The 19,667-nt window shown below is 58.2% G+C and carries 16 protein-coding genes; 7 read left to right on the top strand and 9 right to left on the bottom strand.

Annotation, left to right across the window (positions count from 1 at the left end):
- Nucleotides 1-30: 30 nt before the first annotated feature.
- From P0086_RS02670 to P0086_RS02655, 4 genes are read right to left on the bottom strand one after another with little or no spacing between them, the layout of a single operon-like run.
- Complete coding sequence (locus tag P0086_RS02670; RefSeq protein WP_275782313.1) at nucleotides 31-654, bottom strand: hypothetical protein; 624 nt, start codon at nucleotides 652-654, stop codon at nucleotides 31-33.
- Entirely contained in the window at nucleotides 629-1,813 is a 1,185-nt protein-coding gene (locus tag P0086_RS02665) for an XRE family transcriptional regulator (RefSeq protein ID WP_112528552.1), read from the bottom strand. Before P0086_RS02665 ends, P0086_RS02670 begins: the two co-directional genes overlap by 26 nt.
- Before the next feature lie 5 nt (nucleotides 1,814-1,818).
- The gene (locus P0086_RS02660; RefSeq protein WP_112528517.1) at nucleotides 1,819-3,198 is read right to left on the bottom strand and encodes a 7-cyano-7-deazaguanine synthase; all 1,380 of its coding nucleotides are present in this window, start codon (nucleotides 3,196-3,198) and stop codon (nucleotides 1,819-1,821) included.
- Entirely contained in the window at nucleotides 3,195-3,773 is a 579-nt protein-coding gene (locus P0086_RS02655) for a hypothetical protein (protein WP_112528519.1), read from the bottom strand. Before P0086_RS02655 ends, P0086_RS02660 begins: the two co-directional genes overlap by 4 nt.
- Before the next feature lie 92 nt (nucleotides 3,774-3,865).
- On the opposite strand from P0086_RS02655, the gene P0086_RS02650 reads away from it, so the two are divergent.
- The 4 genes from P0086_RS02650 (at nucleotide 3,866) to P0086_RS02635 (ending at nucleotide 7,533) form a co-directional block, all read left to right on the top strand.
- Nucleotides 3,866-4,495: a hypothetical protein gene (locus P0086_RS02650; RefSeq protein ID WP_275782312.1), complete on the top strand. Its 630-nt coding sequence runs from the start codon at nucleotides 3,866-3,868 to the stop codon at nucleotides 4,493-4,495.
- 24 nt (nucleotides 4,496-4,519) lie between these two features.
- The gene (locus tag P0086_RS02645) at nucleotides 4,520-5,368 is read left to right on the top strand and encodes a hypothetical protein (RefSeq protein ID WP_275782311.1); all 849 of its coding nucleotides are present in this window, start codon (nucleotides 4,520-4,522) and stop codon (nucleotides 5,366-5,368) included.
- A gap of 72 nt (nucleotides 5,369-5,440) precedes the next feature.
- Nucleotides 5,441-6,604 (top strand): hypothetical protein, encoded by a 1,164-nt coding sequence (locus P0086_RS02640; RefSeq protein WP_112528525.1) that lies wholly within the window; start codon nucleotides 5,441-5,443, stop codon nucleotides 6,602-6,604.
- A gap of 65 nt (nucleotides 6,605-6,669) precedes the next feature.
- Complete coding sequence (locus P0086_RS02635) at nucleotides 6,670-7,533, top strand: phage exclusion protein Lit family protein (protein ID WP_275782310.1); 864 nt, start codon at nucleotides 6,670-6,672, stop codon at nucleotides 7,531-7,533.
- Nucleotides 7,534-7,574: 41 nt separating this feature from the next.
- Here P0086_RS02635 and P0086_RS02630 read toward each other — a convergent pair whose 3' ends face one another.
- The 5 genes from P0086_RS02630 to P0086_RS02610 all read right to left on the bottom strand — a co-directional run bounded on the left by P0086_RS02630 (nucleotide 7,575) and on the right by P0086_RS02610 (nucleotide 16,247).
- The gene (locus P0086_RS02630; RefSeq protein ID WP_112528529.1) at nucleotides 7,575-8,897 is read right to left on the bottom strand and encodes a hypothetical protein; all 1,323 of its coding nucleotides are present in this window, start codon (nucleotides 8,895-8,897) and stop codon (nucleotides 7,575-7,577) included.
- A 126-nt stretch (nucleotides 8,898-9,023) separates the two neighbouring features.
- Entirely contained in the window at nucleotides 9,024-12,533 is a 3,510-nt protein-coding gene (locus P0086_RS02625) for a DEAD/DEAH box helicase (protein WP_275782309.1), read from the bottom strand.
- Nucleotides 12,520-13,302, bottom strand: a complete 783-nt coding sequence (locus P0086_RS02620) for a DUF1837 domain-containing protein (RefSeq protein ID WP_112528554.1) — start codon at nucleotides 13,300-13,302, stop codon at nucleotides 12,520-12,522. Before P0086_RS02620 ends, P0086_RS02625 begins: the two co-directional genes overlap by 14 nt.
- A gap of 418 nt (nucleotides 13,303-13,720) precedes the next feature.
- Nucleotides 13,721-14,848 (bottom strand): RHE_PE00001 family protein, encoded by a 1,128-nt coding sequence (locus tag P0086_RS02615; RefSeq protein ID WP_275782308.1) that lies wholly within the window; start codon nucleotides 14,846-14,848, stop codon nucleotides 13,721-13,723.
- Between the two features lie 1,171 nt (nucleotides 14,849-16,019).
- Nucleotides 16,020-16,247, bottom strand: a complete 228-nt coding sequence (locus P0086_RS02610; RefSeq protein ID WP_275782790.1) for a helix-turn-helix domain-containing protein — start codon at nucleotides 16,245-16,247, stop codon at nucleotides 16,020-16,022.
- 136 nt (nucleotides 16,248-16,383) lie between these two features.
- Between P0086_RS02610 and P0086_RS02605 the strand changes: the two genes are divergently transcribed.
- The 3 genes from P0086_RS02605 (at nucleotide 16,384) to P0086_RS02595 (ending at nucleotide 19,667) form a co-directional block, all read left to right on the top strand.
- Nucleotides 16,384-16,980: a hypothetical protein gene (locus P0086_RS02605; RefSeq protein ID WP_275782787.1), complete on the top strand. Its 597-nt coding sequence runs from the start codon at nucleotides 16,384-16,386 to the stop codon at nucleotides 16,978-16,980.
- 101 nt (nucleotides 16,981-17,081) lie between these two features.
- Nucleotides 17,082-18,683, top strand: coding sequence for an ABC transporter substrate-binding protein (locus P0086_RS02600; RefSeq protein WP_275782307.1), 1,602 nt, complete (start codon nucleotides 17,082-17,084; stop codon nucleotides 18,681-18,683).
- A gap of 6 nt (nucleotides 18,684-18,689) precedes the next feature.
- Complete coding sequence (locus P0086_RS02595; RefSeq protein WP_275782306.1) at nucleotides 18,690-19,667, top strand: ABC transporter permease; 978 nt, start codon at nucleotides 18,690-18,692, stop codon at nucleotides 19,665-19,667.

Raw genomic sequence — 19,667 nt, 5'->3', positions numbered from 1 at the left:
TCCTTCTCGCCCGGCTCGCAATGGGCAACGTCACGTCAACGAACTGGCCACCTGGCGTAGTGCCGCCGGGAGGCTGTGGCATTCGACGGCACGCGCGCCGAGCAAATCGATCACCCAGCCATGATGTCTTTCCGGAACAAACATTCTTGCCCCCGCCAAGCTGTTGAAGATTAAATCTCCGACTTGTTCCGCACCCAGGTTTGCGACCATGCGCTCGGAACAGAGGATATCCGCAGTGGCGATGATCTGCATGCCAGCAAAACGTTCGGCCGCAATCCTCTGAGCCTTGCGTTCGTCTATCACAACCGTATGTCCCAATACCGCCCCAACCGCGAGTGTTGCAGCTTCGCCGTCGTCCAGAGTTTCTGCGGCGCTGCCACTAACCAAGCTTGCAAAGATGCGCTCACCCTCATCATCGAGTTCGACGAACTCGAGCAATTCTTCGCTTACGAGCGCTGCGGCCATTTCTGCATCATTTCGTGCACTGAAACGGTCGGCGACGAGCTCATCGCGGACGACGGCGGATGCCCGAAGCTTTACTCCGAATGCGCGCACGATATCGCTCGCTCGTCCCGTCGCATTGAGATTAATGATCACACTCGTATCGACCACGAGATGAGCTGAGACATCACCGGAGAATAGAGGTTGCCGCATTGGCCCCGCTTTCTTCGGTATCGAGATCGCTGAGGATGTCGCGCACTTTGACACGATCCATATGCAGCATCCGCGCGATCTGGCCCTCGCTCAATAGACCGCGCTTTGCTGCTTGATAGGCCATCAGCCCGGTTTTAAGCGGGACCGGCAAAGCGGCTTCGTCCTTCGTACGATCATTTTGGACTGCATCACCGAGAACCTGCCTCACATGGTCATCCGTGATGTGACCGTTCGCCTGAAACCAGTCCCAGGTGCCGCGTTTGGTCAACTGCAGCTCCTCCAGGCGCCGCACCATCGCCTCCCGGGAAACATGGAAAAAATGAGCGAGAACGATGACATGGCGCCGCGTCAGACTCGATGCGCCGGCCGTGACCTCCTCAAACTTCTGGCGGACTGCTTGGGCTGGGGTGAGAAACCCCCTGGCGAACGCATTCGCATATTTCTCTTCTCGCGAGCTTTCGAGCTCGTCGATTTCATTGACTTCCGGCTGAGTCCGCGTTGCAACGAGGTGCCCAAGCTCATGGGCTGCAGTTTGCGTGCGCCGATCGAGAGGGTGGCTTGAATTCAAAAGAATGCAGGCGCCTACAGATTCTTCGAAAGCAAAGAGCCCCGAGATTTTCGCCGGCAGGCGGCGCACGTAGAGACGCACGCCCATCTGCATCTCCAGGACCGCGCCAATATCGGAAACGGGAGCGAGCCCCAGTCCTAACCAATGACGGAGTTCCAAGGCATGCTGTTCAGCCTGTTGGCGAACGTCGCCCGCGAGAATGGCGCGCTCCGGCGGAAGGTTACGGACACGGGAAATGCCGAGAAGCCTTTCCAGTTCGAGATCGGCCCGAACAAGATCTGACATAAGCTCTGCGGCTTTCGCCACGAATTCTTCTTCGTGGTCAGCGAGCTTGCGGAATTTGGGGGTGAGCTCGACGTGCACAGCTTCTTTGCGTAGGATCGCATTGGCACTGGTGCCGTAAAAGCGGGCGAGCTGCTGAAGCTCGCCAATCTTGACCCGCCGAGAGCCTTTTTCCATGGCAACGAGAGTAGTGCGTGCCACGCCGATCAGGGCAGCCGCGTCCGCTTGCGTCTTCGCTGCGGTCTCCCGGGCAATGCGAAGCCGCTCGCCGAGTTGCTCGGGATTGAGCTGGTCATGACCTTCACTCATATCGGTCACGCCAACCATTGGGCGACGAATGATTTTGGCCCAAGATCCTTCATGAATGCCTTCCATTCTCTGTCATGCTGTTCCAGCAGGCCGAAGAGTCGCTCTTCGGCCTCGCCCGTCGATATTTGCAGATGGTCTGCAAGCTGCCAGGCGCTTCGCTTCACGCGTGGCTGATGCACCGTGGAAAAGCGCATTTCGGCAAGATGATCAAGATGCAATGCCCCAGCTATGCCGTAGCGTTGCATTGCGCGCGTCACCTTGGTGAACCCTTTGACGGCACCATCGGCGAATTCACCGGCCCTAAGGTCTTCCCAGATATAGTTTTCCTTCGGCTCGCTGATGCCGGCAGAATGAAAGCTCAGTCTACGCAGCATGCATGCTGCACAAATTCCACAATGCCGGCGTTCGCCATCAAACGAGGAATTTCGGCTCTGCTGCCAACACGATCGGGTCTTGTTCCACTCATCCGGGTTACTCTCGATCTCAGCAAAGGCAGCAAGCGTTTGTCCTTTCGTGCTCCACAGCTGCGGAAGCCGGAAGCAGACAGGATGATGAAATATCGCTTGGACGACTTCCTCCATTTTGCGAAGGAACCGCGGATGATTGCGATAATCTTCATAGCCGTGGCTCGTCGGGACAAGGGTTGGGCCCAATGCCCCCTGCCCGCTTTCTGGCATTGCTACGTCGTACGTTCCAACTAGATAGGCTGCAAGCGCGCTCAGCAGGGTAAATTTGAACCCGCGGCTCCTGACAGACGATTCCTTGATCCCGCCGCCATACCGCATGTTGACGGAAAACGGGATATTCAGAAACGGGACCTTCTTGCGATCACGGAGCGGACGGTCATCGGCCTTGGAGCCGACCCGGACCCTTATCAACCTGTCGGCCCGCCCTTTGGCGCCAAGGATGGCCGACACCGCCCGCGAATCGAGACCGTCGCTGAAGGGCGTTATCGTACGGCCGGGATCCCCCCATTCTAACAGGCTTTGCTGGCCAAAATCGTGGTCCACATCGATCGACGCAGTGGTGAACGTGATTTTCCAATCGTCGCCGGTCAAGAATTTCAACGCCCCAACGATTGAGCCCGCTACGTCGGGATTTTGCCAGTGCGCGACGTCATGCACCGGGACCATAAGCTCAAATCGCCGTGCCCAACGAAGGCCAGACCGCTTCAGCGCCTTGTCACAGTATTCGACTGCGGCAATCAAAAGCATGGCGTCGTAAACGCGACTGTCCCAATTCTTCGTCCGATAATCATCCAGATCCTCGGTCTTGAAGACGATAGCTTTGCCGATTTCGGCCGAGTGCCACCCGTCATAGGGTTTACGCCCTGGCTCTATCACAGAGACCCGGATCGACGGCGCGTCTGCTAGTATCGTGCTCAAAGAGGGACCCCTTGATCGACGCCATCGTGAACAGTCGGCGTTCGTGCGACATTGACGGAGCGATCGCCTAGAATGGATTTGGCCATGCGATCGAAGGTTCCGTTGTTCGTCATGTACGTGATCGTTTCGTTCATCCGGCGACGCATCTGCTGACATGCGCCAGGTCCAGCTTTAACGAGATAGTGCTCCTCCATAGCCCGGCCTCCAGCTGCAAGGCGTTCAGCCAAAGCAGAAGCCAATCCTTTTTCGAAAGCGACAAGCCCGCCATATCCTTCTCGAAGTGCCATCTGAGCCCCCTCGACAGCATTGGCAGCCAACGTATCGACTGCCGGATCCACCCGCAGCCGATCAAGCTGGTCATGCGTAGTGGAGGCCAAACTCAGAAGGTCTTGGCCGTCGACAATGGCGAGTATCGATTTGATTGTAGGGGCAACTTCGATGGCGACATCGCGCAACAACGCGGCCTCGGCCGCCTCGCCAATCTGATTCACGGTAAAGGCAGGCTTGTACGCCCAAGCGGCAACACGTTGGTATCCATGGCGCAGAGGCAAGCTTTTATGCGGACCGTCGCTCATTCGAATCTCCTAATGTCAGATAGCTTGATATTTTTTATCTGACATGTCAACTTCCCTCAAAGGTAGAGTCTTATTTTTCGGAGCAGAGACGAATGACCGGAGCGGACATAGGAAATGATAAGCAAATATTCTTGGCGCCGCGTCGAAGCGACAAAGACTGGCGACGATTGTCAAGTCAGCTGATAATCGGCGGTGATGCGTCACCGTGGGCAGACGCTTTTCAAGAGTTTTTCTTTGAGCGGCTGGAAAGCCGATATCTCAAGCCTATCCGTCTTCTCCAGAACGAGGGAAGCTGGGAGGGTGAGGGTTTCAGCATAGTCTCCATTCAGTGTGCCATGTTGGAATTTCTCGCGGCATGTCGTGGTGGTCTGATCTATCGCCACAGAAACCCCCAGCCGCCTTTCGAGTACAGCGCGAGCGGAGACCTTTTTGCATCTTTTCTGGCGGAAACCGTGCCGTTTAAAGCGCTTTTCACGCGTGACGATGCTCTTGAATTCTATCGGAAGGTTCGTTGCGCGTTATTGCATGAGGCAAGGACCAAGGGCGGCTGGGCCATTCACGCGTCAGGGCAGACCGGCGTCGATTGCTCGCGGAAGATCGTCTATCGAAACACGTTTCAAACGCTCATCGAAAACTATATCGATGGCTACGGCCGTGATCTACTCACCGACCTTGATCTGCAAGCTGCGTTTGTGCGCAAGTTCAATGATCTTGCTTCATAATTCAGACCGGGGAACTGAAGGACAATGAGTGAATTCAATAGGATGACAGTGGTCGCCGCTGCTGAAGTTATCTCGGATAGCTATTCCCATAGCGACATTGATGTTCTCGAAGTGCAATGGGGAATTGAGGATCGGGGCGGAGGGGGCAGTAAGTCGGCAAGAGTCGTCAGTCTCTCCAAGGCTGCTATCGAAGGTGGTCTGTTAGTCTATACGGAATCCGGCCAAATCAGCTTGGAGCGTGCCATGATCGAGAAGGCCCTTACGAACTGGCTAACTAAAAAGGACACGGCGTCGTGGCAAAAGCTGAAAGCAGGTCTTAGGTTCGACGGTTTTGAAATCGTTGAACCTGATGAGGAAGACGACGTGTGGGGAAGACGAGCCGCCAAAGCATCCGCAACGCTTGTAAGAATGTTGCCAGCCGATGCGCCCGAGCTGGACATGAGAGAGGCTGAGAACGAAGTCATTCAACTTCTTAGGAAACACCGACTGACCACAGCCGAAGGCCATTTGTCTCGAGCGATGTCCGCGTTCCAGCGAGGCGAGTGGTCAGGTGCAAATGGCGAGCTTCGGAACTTCCTTGAGAGCTACTTTAACGAGATTGCGGTCCTGGCGGGTTGCGATCATACTTTGGACAGCCGGCAGAAGCGGGACTTCTTGGGTGGAAGCGTCACACCGCCGTTTCTCTTGGCAGATTACAATGAATGGAGTCCTGATGGGAAAAAATCTCCATTTGTCCAGGCACTTATGAGCCGGATGCATCCCCACGGTGGGCATCCCGGGCTGTCCGAAGAAGAAGACGCGACATTCAGGCTCCAGATAAATTTAGTTACCGCGAGACTATTTTTGCGGCGCTTGGATCGTGGCCCATATTAACCGGCCCCATAGGAAACCTTTGTGCCGCGTGATCAGCGCGATGCGCAACTGTAACACGCGAACGGTACATGAATGTTAGACTTGTTCACTCCGAGATTCCCGGAAGAAAAACTCAACGATCATTTCCGTCTTATCTCGGCCGATCCAGACTACACAAAGGTGCAGCCCGTCATTCAAAACTGGGCGACTGGCCTGCTGAATCGTAGGGGAGAGAGCCAGAAGTTCATCAAGGAATTTCAAACGACGTTCAATTCCTCGATGTGGGAGCTATATCTGAATAGAGCGCTCATTGATTTGAAATGCAGTGTGGACTTTTCAAAGTCGGCGCCGGATTTCTTTGTCCGAGGACCCGGGAACTACGAGTTCAACATAGAAGCTGTCGTCTCTGATCAGCCTCCGACTGCGAAGCAGCGGAAGACCTTTGACGCGCAAGATTTCAAGACTCGCGGTGCGCTTAAACTTGCCGGGAAGATCAGGGACAAGCTGGATCTTTTCCGCGGAAGGAATGGAAAGAAGCACCCGTATTCCTCGATGAGCCACGTGCAAGGTCGGCCGTTCGTCATTGCGATCGCCCCCTTCGATAGCGACCTATCGCTCACTCAAAATAACGAACTTATCAACATGGTCCTTTTTGGCTTGGCGCCGCCGGTGCTCGAAGGGCCAGACTATGGGAAGCAAGGCAAGATAACCTCGCTCCTGAAGCCTTCCGGTGCTCCGGTGGAGATGGGGATCTTCACGAACGATTCGTTCAAGGAGATCAGCGCCGTCTTCTTCTCGACGGTCGGAACCTTTGGAAAAGCAGTCGTTGAAAGTAAGATTAATAGGCTAGTCCGGGCAACCCGCTACAGGGTAATCGACAAGCACAAAATTGCGCCGGGTTCCGTGCTCTGGCAGGTCGGGACGCACCGGTTTCAGCTCGCCGCGCTGAACTACCTTCTCACGCAACGAGGAGAGAGCGAGCAACAGATCGGCGGCGCAGATGTGCTCATTCAGCACTCATCGTTTCATCGTGAAACCCATCTGGATGGGCTTCAGGTCTATTTTAATCCGTATGCAGAGGTGCCGTTTGACCCAAACTTCCCATGGCCCGCAGAAATCGCTCTCAATTACTACGACGTCGAAAGCGGGGAGCACATTCAAGCCCATCCTGACGGCGCGCTCGTCTCAAGGCAGGTTTATGCAATAACCCCCACATACATTCGGCTTCTGCTCGGCAGATACGGCTTTCTTCGATGAGGGGGAGCCGGATTGATGAGATGTCTAGATAATTTTCCCCGCACGCGATCTGGGAGGTGGCTCGAATGACTGATGCTGAACGACTGATGCAAGGCTTTGTCCACTTGCTTGCTCAAAGTCCGTTTCGGATCGCACCGGAGCGTGTTGACGAGCTGGTCAGGGAAATGCAGGGAGAGCCGTGGCCGCTGGACATCAACGCGGGGCGGGCAAACTTTACCGCTTATCCGTTGGAAAAGAAAATCACGGGGACCTACGCGGCGATGCTGAGCATATGGGCGGTAGCCGCCGCGGTGCTCGCGATGATGAACCTCGTGAGAGCTGCCGCTGCGGCGGGCAAATCAACGATCGTCATCGAGCCGGGTGGACCGGGCTCCGAAGTGGTGGAATTCAAGCACGCTGCCGTCGCCCTCATCAGGGATTCGGCGGCATCCTGGAGCGAGGATTTGCCTGCTCCATATCACGCGGCCCCGCTTTCTACGCCGGATGGACTCGTTACCAATCTATTCCTGGCGGCGGCCAGCGTCGTCGTGCTGCACGAGTGCGGTCATATCGTGCAAAAGCACTTGCCAGACTCTCCCCAAGCTCACCAACAAGAATTCGAGGCTGACGCCTGGGCCGTGGATTGGATCCTGGCAAAGGTCATGGATGCAAAGGAACGCGAGTTCCGGACGCTTGCGATCTGCGTAGCCTTCATATGGATCGGCCTTATCGACGATGTACGCCGCGGCGGCACAACCCATCCGCACGCTGCGCAACGACTGGGTCAGGCTTTCGAACGGTTCTCCGGCTTGACCGACGAAAGTGAAGCGCTAGAGATCGGAAGCTATATGCTGAAAGCATTCTTCGATCCGACGACAGACCTGCCCCAGGCCGATTGCGCGAGGGAAGGGTTCGTGGACCGTCTCATTGATTATGTTCGGAGCCGATAGGGCTGCTGAAAGCTCGAATTTCCCAATGCCCGACACATCTGTTACTGTCGAACTCGATGCAATCGGAAGAGCTTATCGAAGAAGTCGGTCACCCTCACTTCAGCGCCGGCCCCGACGAGTTCGTTCGCTCCGAAGCGATAGACTTCATATCCAGCAAGGCGCAGCTCGCGATCTGCTGACACCATTTCAGCATAGATCTTCAATGATGGACGATCGTTTTCCGCGAAATGGTGCTGGCCATCAACTTCGACCACGACGCGCTGCCTTCCGGGAAGAAGCAGCAAAAAATCCATGCGTTGACGTGGAAGTGGAAGACGGTGACGCAGGGTCTTCACAACAGCAGGGTCATAATGAAGATAAACTTGTGGGAGGAGCGCCGGTAGCACCTCACCCAGGTCCGAACGGTACGCCTTGAAGTAGCCGGCGAAAAGCCTCCGTTCAGCTTCCGAGGCTAAAGATTCCTGCAAACGCGCTCCGAGACTCGCTGCGTTCCCGCCTGGTGTGACATCGCTCCACCAGTCGACGAGTTCGGACCAGCGAAGGCCGTTCGAACCGATCGGTCGTTCATAGACCAAACAGCTCTCCTCACCAGATAGAATGACGATGTCATTGTTGATGGCGTCGGCAAAGCCGATCTCTGGCTTCTTTCCCCGGGAGGCAAAGATCAAGTTCTTGGGCCGACCACCCACCCCTCTCACGATAGCACGGAACCCGAAGATCGGATGGCCTGAGAGTTCGCTTTTTTGTGCCAGCTCGTAACCGTCGCGTTCAAGGATCTTGTTGATAGCGCCGATCATCTGAAGCTGATCGTCACCCGACCTTGAAAGAGGGTGGACGGCCTCCTCCAGCAAAGCGGCGAAGCGTGCTCTGGAGCAATCAAACGCACCGATTTCACCAAAGAGATGCTCCACCGACCAGTCACCGGGGTTTTGATCCATGTGGCGATCAACACGGTCACGCAAGCTTCGACCGTTGCTGCCAAGGAAATCATCGATGGGGGAGGAGAGAGGGAAGTAGCGTCCGACCATCTCCACCGTGCTACGCTCGCCCGCGAGATCGTCCCCGAAAGCGCGGGCGACATCTCGCCGTGTGATCTGCGAGAGAAGCGGCTCGCCCGCCTCGAGAACCTTTCGGCCGGCTTCGTCGAGATCGACGTCGCCGCGGTGGGCAGCAAATTTTAGTGCAAACTGCGCCAGTTGTGCCTCTGAAAGGGGCGAAAGGGCCATATCGATACGCTGCCGCTTCGACAGTCCATCCTCGCTGGGCACCACCAGTCCGGCAATTCGCGACGGCTCCTCGCTCAACTGGGTGTGGGTCATCCCCTGCAGCAGACTCATGAGTAGGGTTCGAATGTCACCCGCCATGTCCTGTCCCCTTAGGCAAAGCTAAGACGGCCGTGCAACCGTCGCATCGAGCCAGGCACTCGATCTTTACCGAGTGCACGCGTTGGTAATCACCGCACCGAATGTACAACCTGATGACCGACCTCATCAGGTATCCGCCTTCGGCCAGCGTAATTTGCCTCGACCGATACGCAGGGCCTCCACCAGCCTCGTGTTCCCCGACAACCGGCCTGAAAAAAGACTGGGCTTGGGATCGACGGCTGGCTTCCTAAAGGCAGCGATATGCCGATAGTCAGGTGTGGCCAACCAGGTCCGCCCGTCACCCTCGTCGGTGACTATCCGATAGAGGCCAGCAGGCGGGGCTACCTCGATATCAAGCAGACGACTGTAGTGTTCGACCGACCACTTTTGGATGCCGCCACTGAGTGCTTCCGTTCGAAAACGCGCCCAAAGAGCGGCCGTGTCAGGAGTCGGCCAGTTGCCGGCGTCGGTATAGGCGGTGATCTCGTCGGATTCGAGCCAGGCTCGCATCTCGGCCGGACTAACAAAGGCCGGCTTCGCATCCTCGATCGCCTCCATCGCCGCGCGCCGCGATGGGAGTCCCGCGCGGATAAGCATCGACATCATGAGTTGCGGAACGCCAGTTTCAACGGATGCTGCAGCGCCCCCGGCTACCGTTTCCGGCGACCACCCGAGCGACATGCGGCGGGTACGCACAGCCTCGAGTGCCCAGACCAATCGATAGATGAACGCCTCCTCCACGGCGCGCATATTCTGTGGTCCTATCGTGGAAACATCCTCGCCAGCCACCCAACTGCGCAGGATCACCGTCCAGTTCGCAGGAAGCGCATTCGCCTTGCTCGGAATGAAGGGCCGCATGAAAAGCAGACGCTCGCCGAGGCCGCTGAGGGCATCGACAAGCACGTCAATATCGCCGGCCAGCGCTGCGCCATCGGCCCGGTCAAGGAGCTCGGCCAGCACATCAGCCATTGCATCGATTGCAAGACCGGCCTCCAGTCCAACACCCATGGCAAAATGGCCTCGCCTTGCAGGCGCCGTCGTGGTCTTCCAGATTAGGCTGGCACGCGCCTCCAACACCATTTTATGGAGCGGAGCGACGTCCTCGTCCTCGCGGGCGATCTGCCGGGCCCAGAGCGATCCTTTGAGAGCATCATCCAGGAGTTTCGGCAGGTCGGCGCTATCTGAGTCAAGCGCTTCTATCAGGCCAAATACGGTCGCATCGAGACGTTCGACGATCTGAGAAAGCGGCTCTTCTTCAATAGACTCCTCCTGCTCGGCATCATCATCGTCACTATCGATGTCAGTCACATCAGCATCATTTTGCCTCGACGCAGCCAAGCGCTCTGCCAAAGAAGCTTCCTCCCCAGGCGATCTCCAGGCTTCACGGGCGTTGGCGAGATATTCCCAGGCATCTTCGCGATCGAGAATTCCTTCCCGCGAAAGTCGCTCCAGAATCTCGGCGACGATTTGGATGAGACCGCTCTTGAGCGTACGGGCTTTGGCTGAAGCAACGAGCTTTCGCCATTCCTTCTTTCGCCAATCGACCCTGTCGAACATTACGTGGACAATGAGCCCTTCGACATCCACGAAGGCGCGGCCCGCGCGGCCGGCGACATTCGCAAACTCCTCTCCCTGGATCTTTTCTGATGCCCGATACAACGTGGGCACCAGTAGCACAGCGGCGTTCAGGTTAAGGCCTTGCGACAACGTCGGTGATGCGATGATCACCTTTAGCGTTCCCTCGGAAAGCAACGATTCCAGCTCACGCAGGAATGGACTTGGAAGCCGACCGTGGTGAATGGCAACGCCCACTTTCAGGCAGGCAACTGCGGGATGTTCCTCGCCGAGCCATTCCTTTCCGATCTCCAGGGCGCGAGCGATCGACCCTTCATCGTCCAGAAGGGACTGAAGATGGCCGCGCTTGCAGAGGTCGACGACCTGTTTGCCGTAGCTCTCGACCCAATTCGCTTGGGTGGAAAAGATCAAAGTCCGCTTGCCTTGGCCTGCGAACTCCCACGCTGCAAACAGAGTGAGATGCGAGTTCTGGCGGGGATAAGAATTTTTCTCCCTCCCTAGTGGGGGCTTTTCGACAACAAATTTGTCGAGAAAGGGGCCGTTCTCATCAAGGTCTAGCCGAAGCAGCGCGTCCTTACCCCGCCAGGTTAGTGCGCCGAACCGCTGACGCGTGGGGCGCCAGTCGGACCGAACCGGGCCGCCCGGTTCGTCCGAGCGGATCCACGCGGTCAAATCGTCGAGTTCGTCGCCACTCGGCAATATAGCGGAAAGACATACAATTCGGCGGCCGCCCGCGTCCGCACGTCGAAGCAGACGCTGTACCAACGTCTCGTACCGGATTTCGCGCTCGCTCGGGCCGATCATATGTCCTTCATCCAGGACGATCAGGCCGACGTCATCGATGAGCGAAGGGTCGCTTCTCAGCGCAAAGTCGAGCTTCTCGGGCGTGGCGATGATGATCTCGCGGGTTCGCAAGGCATCCTCGTCACCAGCCGAAACACCGCTCGCGCCATAGAGCGAAGAGACGCTGAACCCGAGCGGCGCGAAAGTCTTTCTGAAAGAGCGTTCGGTCTGCGCGGAGAGGGCGCGCAGCGGTGTGACGATCAGCACCCGGCGGGCCGACGACAAGGTCATCAGTGCTGCGATCTCCGCAACACGCGTCTTGCCGGCACTAGTCGGTAAGGCGACGACGAGATCGTCGGTAACGTCAGTGGAACGCCGGGCCGCTTCGCGTTGCGATGGCCATAGCTCCACCTCGGATGTCTTGCGGGCGTAGAGCGACGAGATGAACAGCCGCCGCAGATCCGGGTATCTTTCCTCCGTTCCGTCCGGAGGCTCGGTCGGTAGGTTCTGGTGTAGCGAGTGCTGCCAGAGGTCATCGATCAGGTGGAGACAGAGGTTCGAAATCCACCACAGGGGGACGTTCTCGGCGTTGTCCGCAAGACTGACTGCAGTCCGCAGCAATGCACGTGCATCCTCGATCGGCTCGGGTTCACCTGTCTCGAGCGCGAAATCAAAATGTGCGAGAGCGCGACAGATCGTCGTGTTGAGTATGGTCGACAGAACCTCATCGATGTCGGGTTCTTCGCCGCGAAGCACCTCGGCAATCTGCTCATCTCCATGAGCGGCATCATTCAGCCAATCACGGACGAAAGCACGCATTTCGCCGAGATCGCGCAGGATTAGGTGCCTGATCGCCGCCTCGCCCGGCGATACATTGAGGTCCTCCGCGGTCTCGTTGAAGAGCGAATAGGCGACGGCCGAGAAACCGGCAAGGTGATAGGTTGCGGCAGCCAGCATCCGGCGGAAACCGCGATCGGCCGCCTCCGGATCGCCGTTGCGTACGAGGGCTTCGAAGGCGTTAGCGGCACGTTCAAACGCCTTGCTAGTCAATTCCGAGGGGCCAGCTTGAGCGCGTAGCGCCATCGCACCTCGAAGCAGGGCAAAGGCGTGCTCTGCAAGATCGGTCTCGATTGTCACGCCGAGCGGCGGCGCATTGGGCGGCAGGACACCTTCCTCGCGCATCAGCGACCAGGCGGCGCCGCGATAGAGGAGGCGCCCAAGAATGCCGTCGACAGTTGCGGCTTCCAGAAAAGTGGTCAGCTCGTCAATCGTCTCCAAGATCTTCCGCCTCGTGATACATCGCCTTGATGAAGTCTTGGTGATCTTCGACGTGAATATTCACCACGTAGTGGTCTCGGTTGGTTCCCGCAGCTTGGAGGTCGTCCTTCAGCGAAGCGTGCGGACCATTGCCCGAGACAGTGAAGAGCATGTGGTCGATGCGATCGGCGCGGAGAGACTTCAATCCCACCTCGTCGCGGAGGCTTCGGCCCAATGCATTGTCGTCCAGGTCGTTGCTGTCGAGCAGGCGATTGGCGACGAACAGCAGAGAATCGGGTGTACAGCGCCCGTTGTCACGGTCGAGCACCTTGCGGGCGCTCGTGACGGTAGCCTTCCCAAGCCTCTCATTGCTCTTGGCCTCGCCTTTCAGGAGCCAGAGCTTTTCGCCAGCCCCGTCGTAGCCAGCGCCTATAAAGTCATCGCCGCGCATGGCCATGTTGCGGCCATCCTTGTAGCGAAGACGGCGTACAGGAACGCGCAGGCCGATCTCTTCTTCCACCAACTCCGTCGCAAGAATTTCGCCAAGATCGCCAGAACGGCCCTTTGGCGTTTGAGGCATTGCCTCGCTAAGGATTGTGGCAGCAACATTGTAGCCGAGCCGCTTTACGTCATCGGCAATGCGTTCGAGGCGGTCGTAGTGCGAGCGGATGGTCTCGGCGAGGTCGTCTCGAATATCGTCTCGGCCTCCATCCTTCTCGATATAGGTCCAGTAACGCTTGCGCTTATCCCTTTCTCTGGTGGCATCGCACCATCGTTCGTAGAGCCCCACGCATTCCCCCGAGTTGATTCCCACGCGGCCAAGCATATCAGAATCATGTATATCAATGATTGTATATAGACTTCCGCCAACCTTACGAAAACTGCACAGTCACTCACGCTTTTCGTCCGAAATGGGCGCGCGAACGGACCTTCCAACTTCGAAGGGCATGAGACCGTTTGTGGCCTCGGGCCCGAGACGCATACCTTTCACGTCTTCACCAACCCGCTTTGTCGCTAACGATCGAAACCTGCGACGTGAGGAGGCGCTCCTCACGGTTGAGCCAAGTTCCTTCTTAGCGTGGGGCAGATCGCAAGGCTTCGCGAACCCGGTGTGGGACAGAAACCCCCTTGTGGTGAAATACGTCGAGGACACCTCAGGCGTTAGTAGATAGCCCGAAAACGAGCGAAGCGCGCCGATCGTCTCGCGACTAGACAATCCCCCACGCCCGAAACCTCCCCCTCCCCGTCATCTCTCTGAGGCCGAGCTCCAAAACGATCCGCCGCGCTGCCTGCGGTGTCACCTCCAGCGCTTTGGCCACCATCCCGGCCGACACCAATGGTTTGGCCATTACCAGCTCGACCAGCTCCGGCAATTTTGAGGACGTCCGCCGTCCCTCCAACTTTCGCTCCATGAGCGTGCGCGCCAGCGTCAGCCGGTCATGCTCTTTCAAACCGATCTCGGCGGCCGCCAAAAGCCCTTGTGCGATGGCGAGCAGCCGGGTTTCCCGGTCGCGATGCCGGCGCCGATCGACGGCAATGGTTTTGAGGCCGAGATTGACCGCAGCAAGATGGGCGCCGGTGGTGATGCCGGCTTCACGAAGGATGGAAGCGCAAAATAGCCGGCCGAGCCAGGGCGCATGCTGCAGAACAGAGAGTTCGTTCCAGGCATCGAGGACAACGATCGCCTGCAGCGCTGCCGGCAGATCTTCGGCCTGGCGCCACACGCCGCGCCACTCGTCGAGCCGTTCGTCTTCGTCCCAGTCGAGATCATAGACGAGAGGGTCTCGTTCGCGGGCATCAGCACGGCCGGGCCGCTTCGCCTGCTCGATCGCCGCTTCCGATCGAGCCAGCAAGGCATCGATGGCTGCGTAGTCGACGCCGGGGAGATTCTCGCCCGCATCCACGTCCCCCTCCCCTTCCGGATCGATGGCGACCGCGGGACGAATAATGCGGGCAGGCTCCACTACCTCAGCGCCGATGTCCGCAGTCTGTCGCAAGATTCGGATGCCTTCGGCCGATAACGCCCAATCCGGCGACTGCGCAGCAATCCGCCGGCGGGTGCGCAGCACGTCACGGGCGATTGTCAGCTCGTGGGTGGGGGTGCGAATATCCCGCGTGGCGTCATGCAGGACAAGATCTTCGAGATGGACGAGTTCGCCATCGATCCACAGCGAAGCGCAGGCGTCGGCAAAATGGGATCGTTCGATCCATCCCTGACCGACCGGTGAACGGGCGATACGTTCGTCCAGACGCGTGAGCGCTAAACCGGCGTCGAAAGCCGGCCGCATCAGGGCTGTCATGCTGATTTTTGCGAGATCGTAAGCCATTGAAATCATGGTAAATGACTTCTTATAGGAATGCTATATTAATATTGGTGTTCGCTACATGGTATGATTGGTGGTTGGTGCTATAACCATCGATAAGTAACCCTTATCAATAGTAGAACATTTTTTATATTTGACTTCCGGCGTATATATCGCACGGGCATAGCGTAAATGTCGATATTTCAGTTAGTAAAGTAATAATTACTCTACAGCACTATTTCATGATTGCGTTGCGTAACAATGCTCTTTGTGTGACACTGCTCCTTGCGAGAGCATGTGTGGCGTTATCGGACCGATATGCATTCAGCGTTGGCGCTTTCGGCCTGTCGGAGGTGCGATTTGCACTCCGCCACATCATATCCCTCGGGCACGCGGCATCATCAGCGCTTGCGGCCGCCCCCTGCTTTGCACCTGCTGTATCTCAAATTTGTGTTTTGCACCGGGAATTTAGCGCCGAAGACAGGAGTGCCCGGCGTACTGGATCGTGGTTTGCGGCTATTGTGGGATAGCATAGAGTAGGACTTGGTTGCGGGGGCGGGATTTGAACCTGCGGCCTTCGCATTATGATCCTGACGATCTGCCATGCTGCTGCGCGCTTTCCGAAAGAAGGGAACCCGCGGCAGGTCGCTAAGCGAGAGGAGAACGCTCCCAGGCGACGGGGATGATGGCGGGCGGCCCCATGCGTTTGGCCTTTGGTTATCACCCGCCCAGCGAGGCGATGCCCCAACGCCGTTTCTTCGCTGTGGCATCCGTGATGGCCATGTCCAAGGATTTTGCATGGTCGCTAGTGACGCGATGGGCGCCTCCGGCCTCCATCAAGCGTTCGCCTTCAGGCTGCCGACCGGCTGCTGCCATATTTCCCGAGCGGCTTGTGCTTTTTGATGCCGCCGAGCCACTGACGATCAAGAATCCACCGTCGGCGGCATTTCATACCATTGGCGCCTAAGGATCGCAGCAACTCCCGTTATTCCTGGACCACATACACCGTGCTTCTCCGTTGCAGTCTGCTCCTCCCCAACAGTTGGGGTAGCATTTCGCGTTTTCCGGCTCAGCGGAGAACGGGCCATGGCGTCAGCCGATACTGGGTCATTTCTCCATCGCAACAGGCTCGATCGCTGCGCCGCCGGCTCCGAGCTGCAGGGCGTCATCGCTCCTCCAAAACCGGCGGACGTGGCACATACCTTCACGATTTCGACTTCTTGAAACGTACACCCGCGCCGCCACCGTTTTCCAAGATGAATTCTATTCCCGCCTTTTCGAACGCCGCGACGATGCTCGCAAGATTGTTGCTAATCGGTATGTGAGCTCCCCGTTCAAAATCCGCAATCGTCTGGCGAGAGACGCTTGCCGCTTTGGCAAGCTCCGTTTGACTCCAACCCAGCATAGCTCGTGCGCCTCGGCACTGCTCCATAGTTAGAAGATTGTTACTCAAGGCAAACTTTCTGATTGACTTCCTACATTTTGTAGGAAAAATGACCTCTGCGATCGAACAGGTGGGGGTACACCTGCTCGATCTGACCACAACCAAGCTTTGGGGAGCTCGGATCATGGCTGATTCCGACAATAGCAGAACTTTGCCTACGGTCATCCGGGGAGAATTCCATTCCTTCGTGGCGGCGTCCTTACCCACATCTCATAGTGCATCGAGGCCTCTGCTTCCGGACCGCGGCGACGATCCCGCACTTGCTGTCTGGACGCAGTGGTGCGCCACCTGGAAGCGTTTATGCGAATCAGTTTTGCGCCAGCAGCAGCTCGAGACGACCCTCATTTCGTATGTATGGCGATCTCCGCATGAACAAGCCGCGGCTTCCCAAGCTTACGAGGAGGCCCTCCAAGCTGAGGCGTGTGCGTTCGTCGCGGAGGCTGACGCTGCGGGAGCCTTGTGGGGGACACCGGCCCTGTCGATTGCCGGTGTAGCGGCCAAGCTCCACGCGGCTGTCACGAAATGGCAGCCCTCCCCCACAAGCCGGCACGAGCCATGGCCGCAAATCCGCTCCGCAATCGACGACCTCCTGAGGATCGATGGCGCCGCTGGAACGGGCGGCCGAAGCTGGGGGCCGGCGCCAGAGAGCCGATGTGGTTTTGAAGAAACGGACGCGAGCCCGTCAAAAGCACGCGTGAACCGGACGGAGCCGGCAGCCTGACAAGACGTGCGCATGCACTTCGTCCTGAAACCGCACGCGTTGGGGTCTGCTCCGACGCGGTGTTTTCCGACTCTACCACCAACCAGAACAAGGAACATCAAATGACACTGGGAAACCGACTTCGCGCTCGCCTTATTTCAGCGTCCCTGCTCGCCATCTTTCTGTGGGTTGCTCCGACGGCACCGGCTCTCGCACTTGAAGAGGAAGAGCTTCGGATCGCCACCGCCTACAAGCTGATGACGCTCGACCCGCACTATGCCAACCTCAATGAGAACACCTCATTGCTCTCCCATATCTTTGAGCGTCTGGTCTACCAGGACGAGAACCTCGCTCTGAAGCCCGGTCTTGCGACCTCCTGGCGGCCCCTGTCCGACGCCCGATGGGAGTTCAAGCTCCAGGACAATGTGCGTTTTCATGACGGTTCGGCCTTTGACGCGGACGACGTCGTCTATTCGATCGAGCGGATCCGGGATTTCCTCAAGTCGCCCAGCGGTGGCTTCCGCTCCTATGTGAGCGGCATCAAGTCGATCTCCGTCCCCGATCCCCTCACCATCGTCATCGAGACGGACAGTGCGGTTCCCAACCTGCCCCTCTTCTTTTCTTCGATCTTTGTCATGAACCGTCCTTCCGACGGTTTCGAGACCACCGAGGATCTCAATGCCGGCCAGGCACCGAACGGCACGGGACCATACCGGATCGAGAGTTGGCGCTCCGGCGAAGAGCTGGAACTTGTCCGCAACCACGACTATTGGGGCGGCAAGCCCTCCTGGCAGCGAGTATCCTTCCGCGTGATCGAGAACCCGGCCGCGCGGGTTGCTGCACTGAGGACCGGAGAGATCGATGTGGCAGACGCCATCCCGGCTCGCGACGTCGCCTCGCTGAAGGAGCGGGGCGTGCGGATCGCAAGTGTCGGTGCCGCCCGCATCAACTTTGTCCAGTTCGACGTCGATCGCGAAACGCTTCCGGGTGTGACCGACAAATCCGGTCAGCCGATCTCCAATCCCTTCAAGGATCCCCTCGTGCGACGGGCTTTGGCCATTTCGATCGATCGCGGCATACTCGTCGACAAGATCCTCGCCGGCTTCGGCACCGCTGCATCCCAGGTGTTTCCGAACGGCCTTCCCGGCACTTCAGCAAAACTTTTGCCGGGAGTGCCTGACTACGAGCAAGGCAAGGCGCTTCTTGCCAAGGCGGGGTACCCCGATGGCTTCAGCCTCGTTCTTGCGGGACCGGCCGGACGCTACCCGGGCGACGCCGAGAGTCTTCAGGCGATTGCGCAGAGCTGGGCCCGTATCGGGGTCAAAGCCCAGCCCTCAGCCTCCCCGTTTTCGGTGTTCAACACCAAACGTGCCGCCGGCGACTATGGCATCTGGTATGGTGGCAGCTCCGGCGAGGCGGTGGACATCATTCTTCATTCACTGCTCGCCTCCCCTGATCCGGAGCGGGGGACCGGTGCGCTGAACTTCGGCAAGTATCGCAACGAGACCTTCGACCGGCTTCTGGCCAGCGCAGAAGGTATTGCGGTCGGCCCGGAGCGGAACGCAGCGCTTGCCGAGGCGACCGAACTGGCGATGGCCGATCAACCGATCATCCCGCTCTATCACTTCCATCATATCGTCGGGTACGGGCCGCGGGTCGGCTCCTATGTGATGCACCCACGCGGCTGGACGACCGCGATGCAGACCCTCGTGGCGGCGGAGTAGGTGCTCATGGGGATGATTTCTGCTGTGCTGGGAAGGCTGTCGCAAGCCATCCTGCTCCTCGTCGCCATGTCCGTGATCGGATTTATCGGCATCCACAGCGTCGGCAATCCGGTCTTCAACGTCGTCAACATCGAGACCGCCACGCCCGAGGACATCCGGGCGGCAACGATCGCGCTCGGACTGGATCAGCCGATCTGGCACCAGTACGTGGTCTTCGTCGACAATGTCGTCCGCGGAAACTTCGGCACGTCCTACATCTATCACCTGCCAGCGTTCGAGCTTCTAATGAGCAAGCTGCCGGCAACACTGGAACTCGCCTCGATCGCCATGCTGATCGCCGCTCCGATCGGAACAGCGCTCGGCCTTGTCGCCGGTCGCCGGATCGGTACCCTGTTCGACAGGACCCTGCTCCAGGCGAGCGTGTCGGCGCTCAGCATCCCCTCCTTCTGGCTGGCGATGATGCTGATTCTTGTCGGCGCCCTCCTGACCGGCTGGTTCCCGTCCGGCGGCAGAGGAACGACGGCACATCTCCTCGGCCAGGACTGGAGCTTTCTGACCGCAAACGGACTGTGGCACCTCGTCCTTCCGGCGCTGGCGCTGGCGATTCCGAACATCGCGCTGATTGCCCGGCTGTCACGCTCTGGCACGATCGAGGTCGAGAGCCTGGACTTCACCCGGTTCTGCCGTGCCAAGGGACTGTCGTCACGAAGGATCCTGTTCCGCCACACGCTTCCGAACATCAGCGTGCCGATCGTGACGATCATTGGCCTGCAGTTCGGCGGCATGCTGGCCTTCGCCGTGGTGGTGGAATCGATCTTTTCCTGGCCGGGTGTGGGCAAACTTCTGATCGACTCGATCCAGCTCCTCGATCGCCCGGTGGTCATGGCAACGCTGACCTTCGTCGCCGTCGCCTTCGTCCTGCTCAACGCCCTGGTCGATCTCTTCTACGCCGTGCTCGATCCGCGCGTCCGCCTATCTTCATGA

This window comes from Mycoplana sp. MJR14 (assembly GCF_029210525.1).
Lineage (GTDB): Bacteria > Pseudomonadota > Alphaproteobacteria > Rhizobiales > Rhizobiaceae > Mycoplana.
This window is presented reverse-complemented; position numbering and strand designations above follow the sequence as displayed.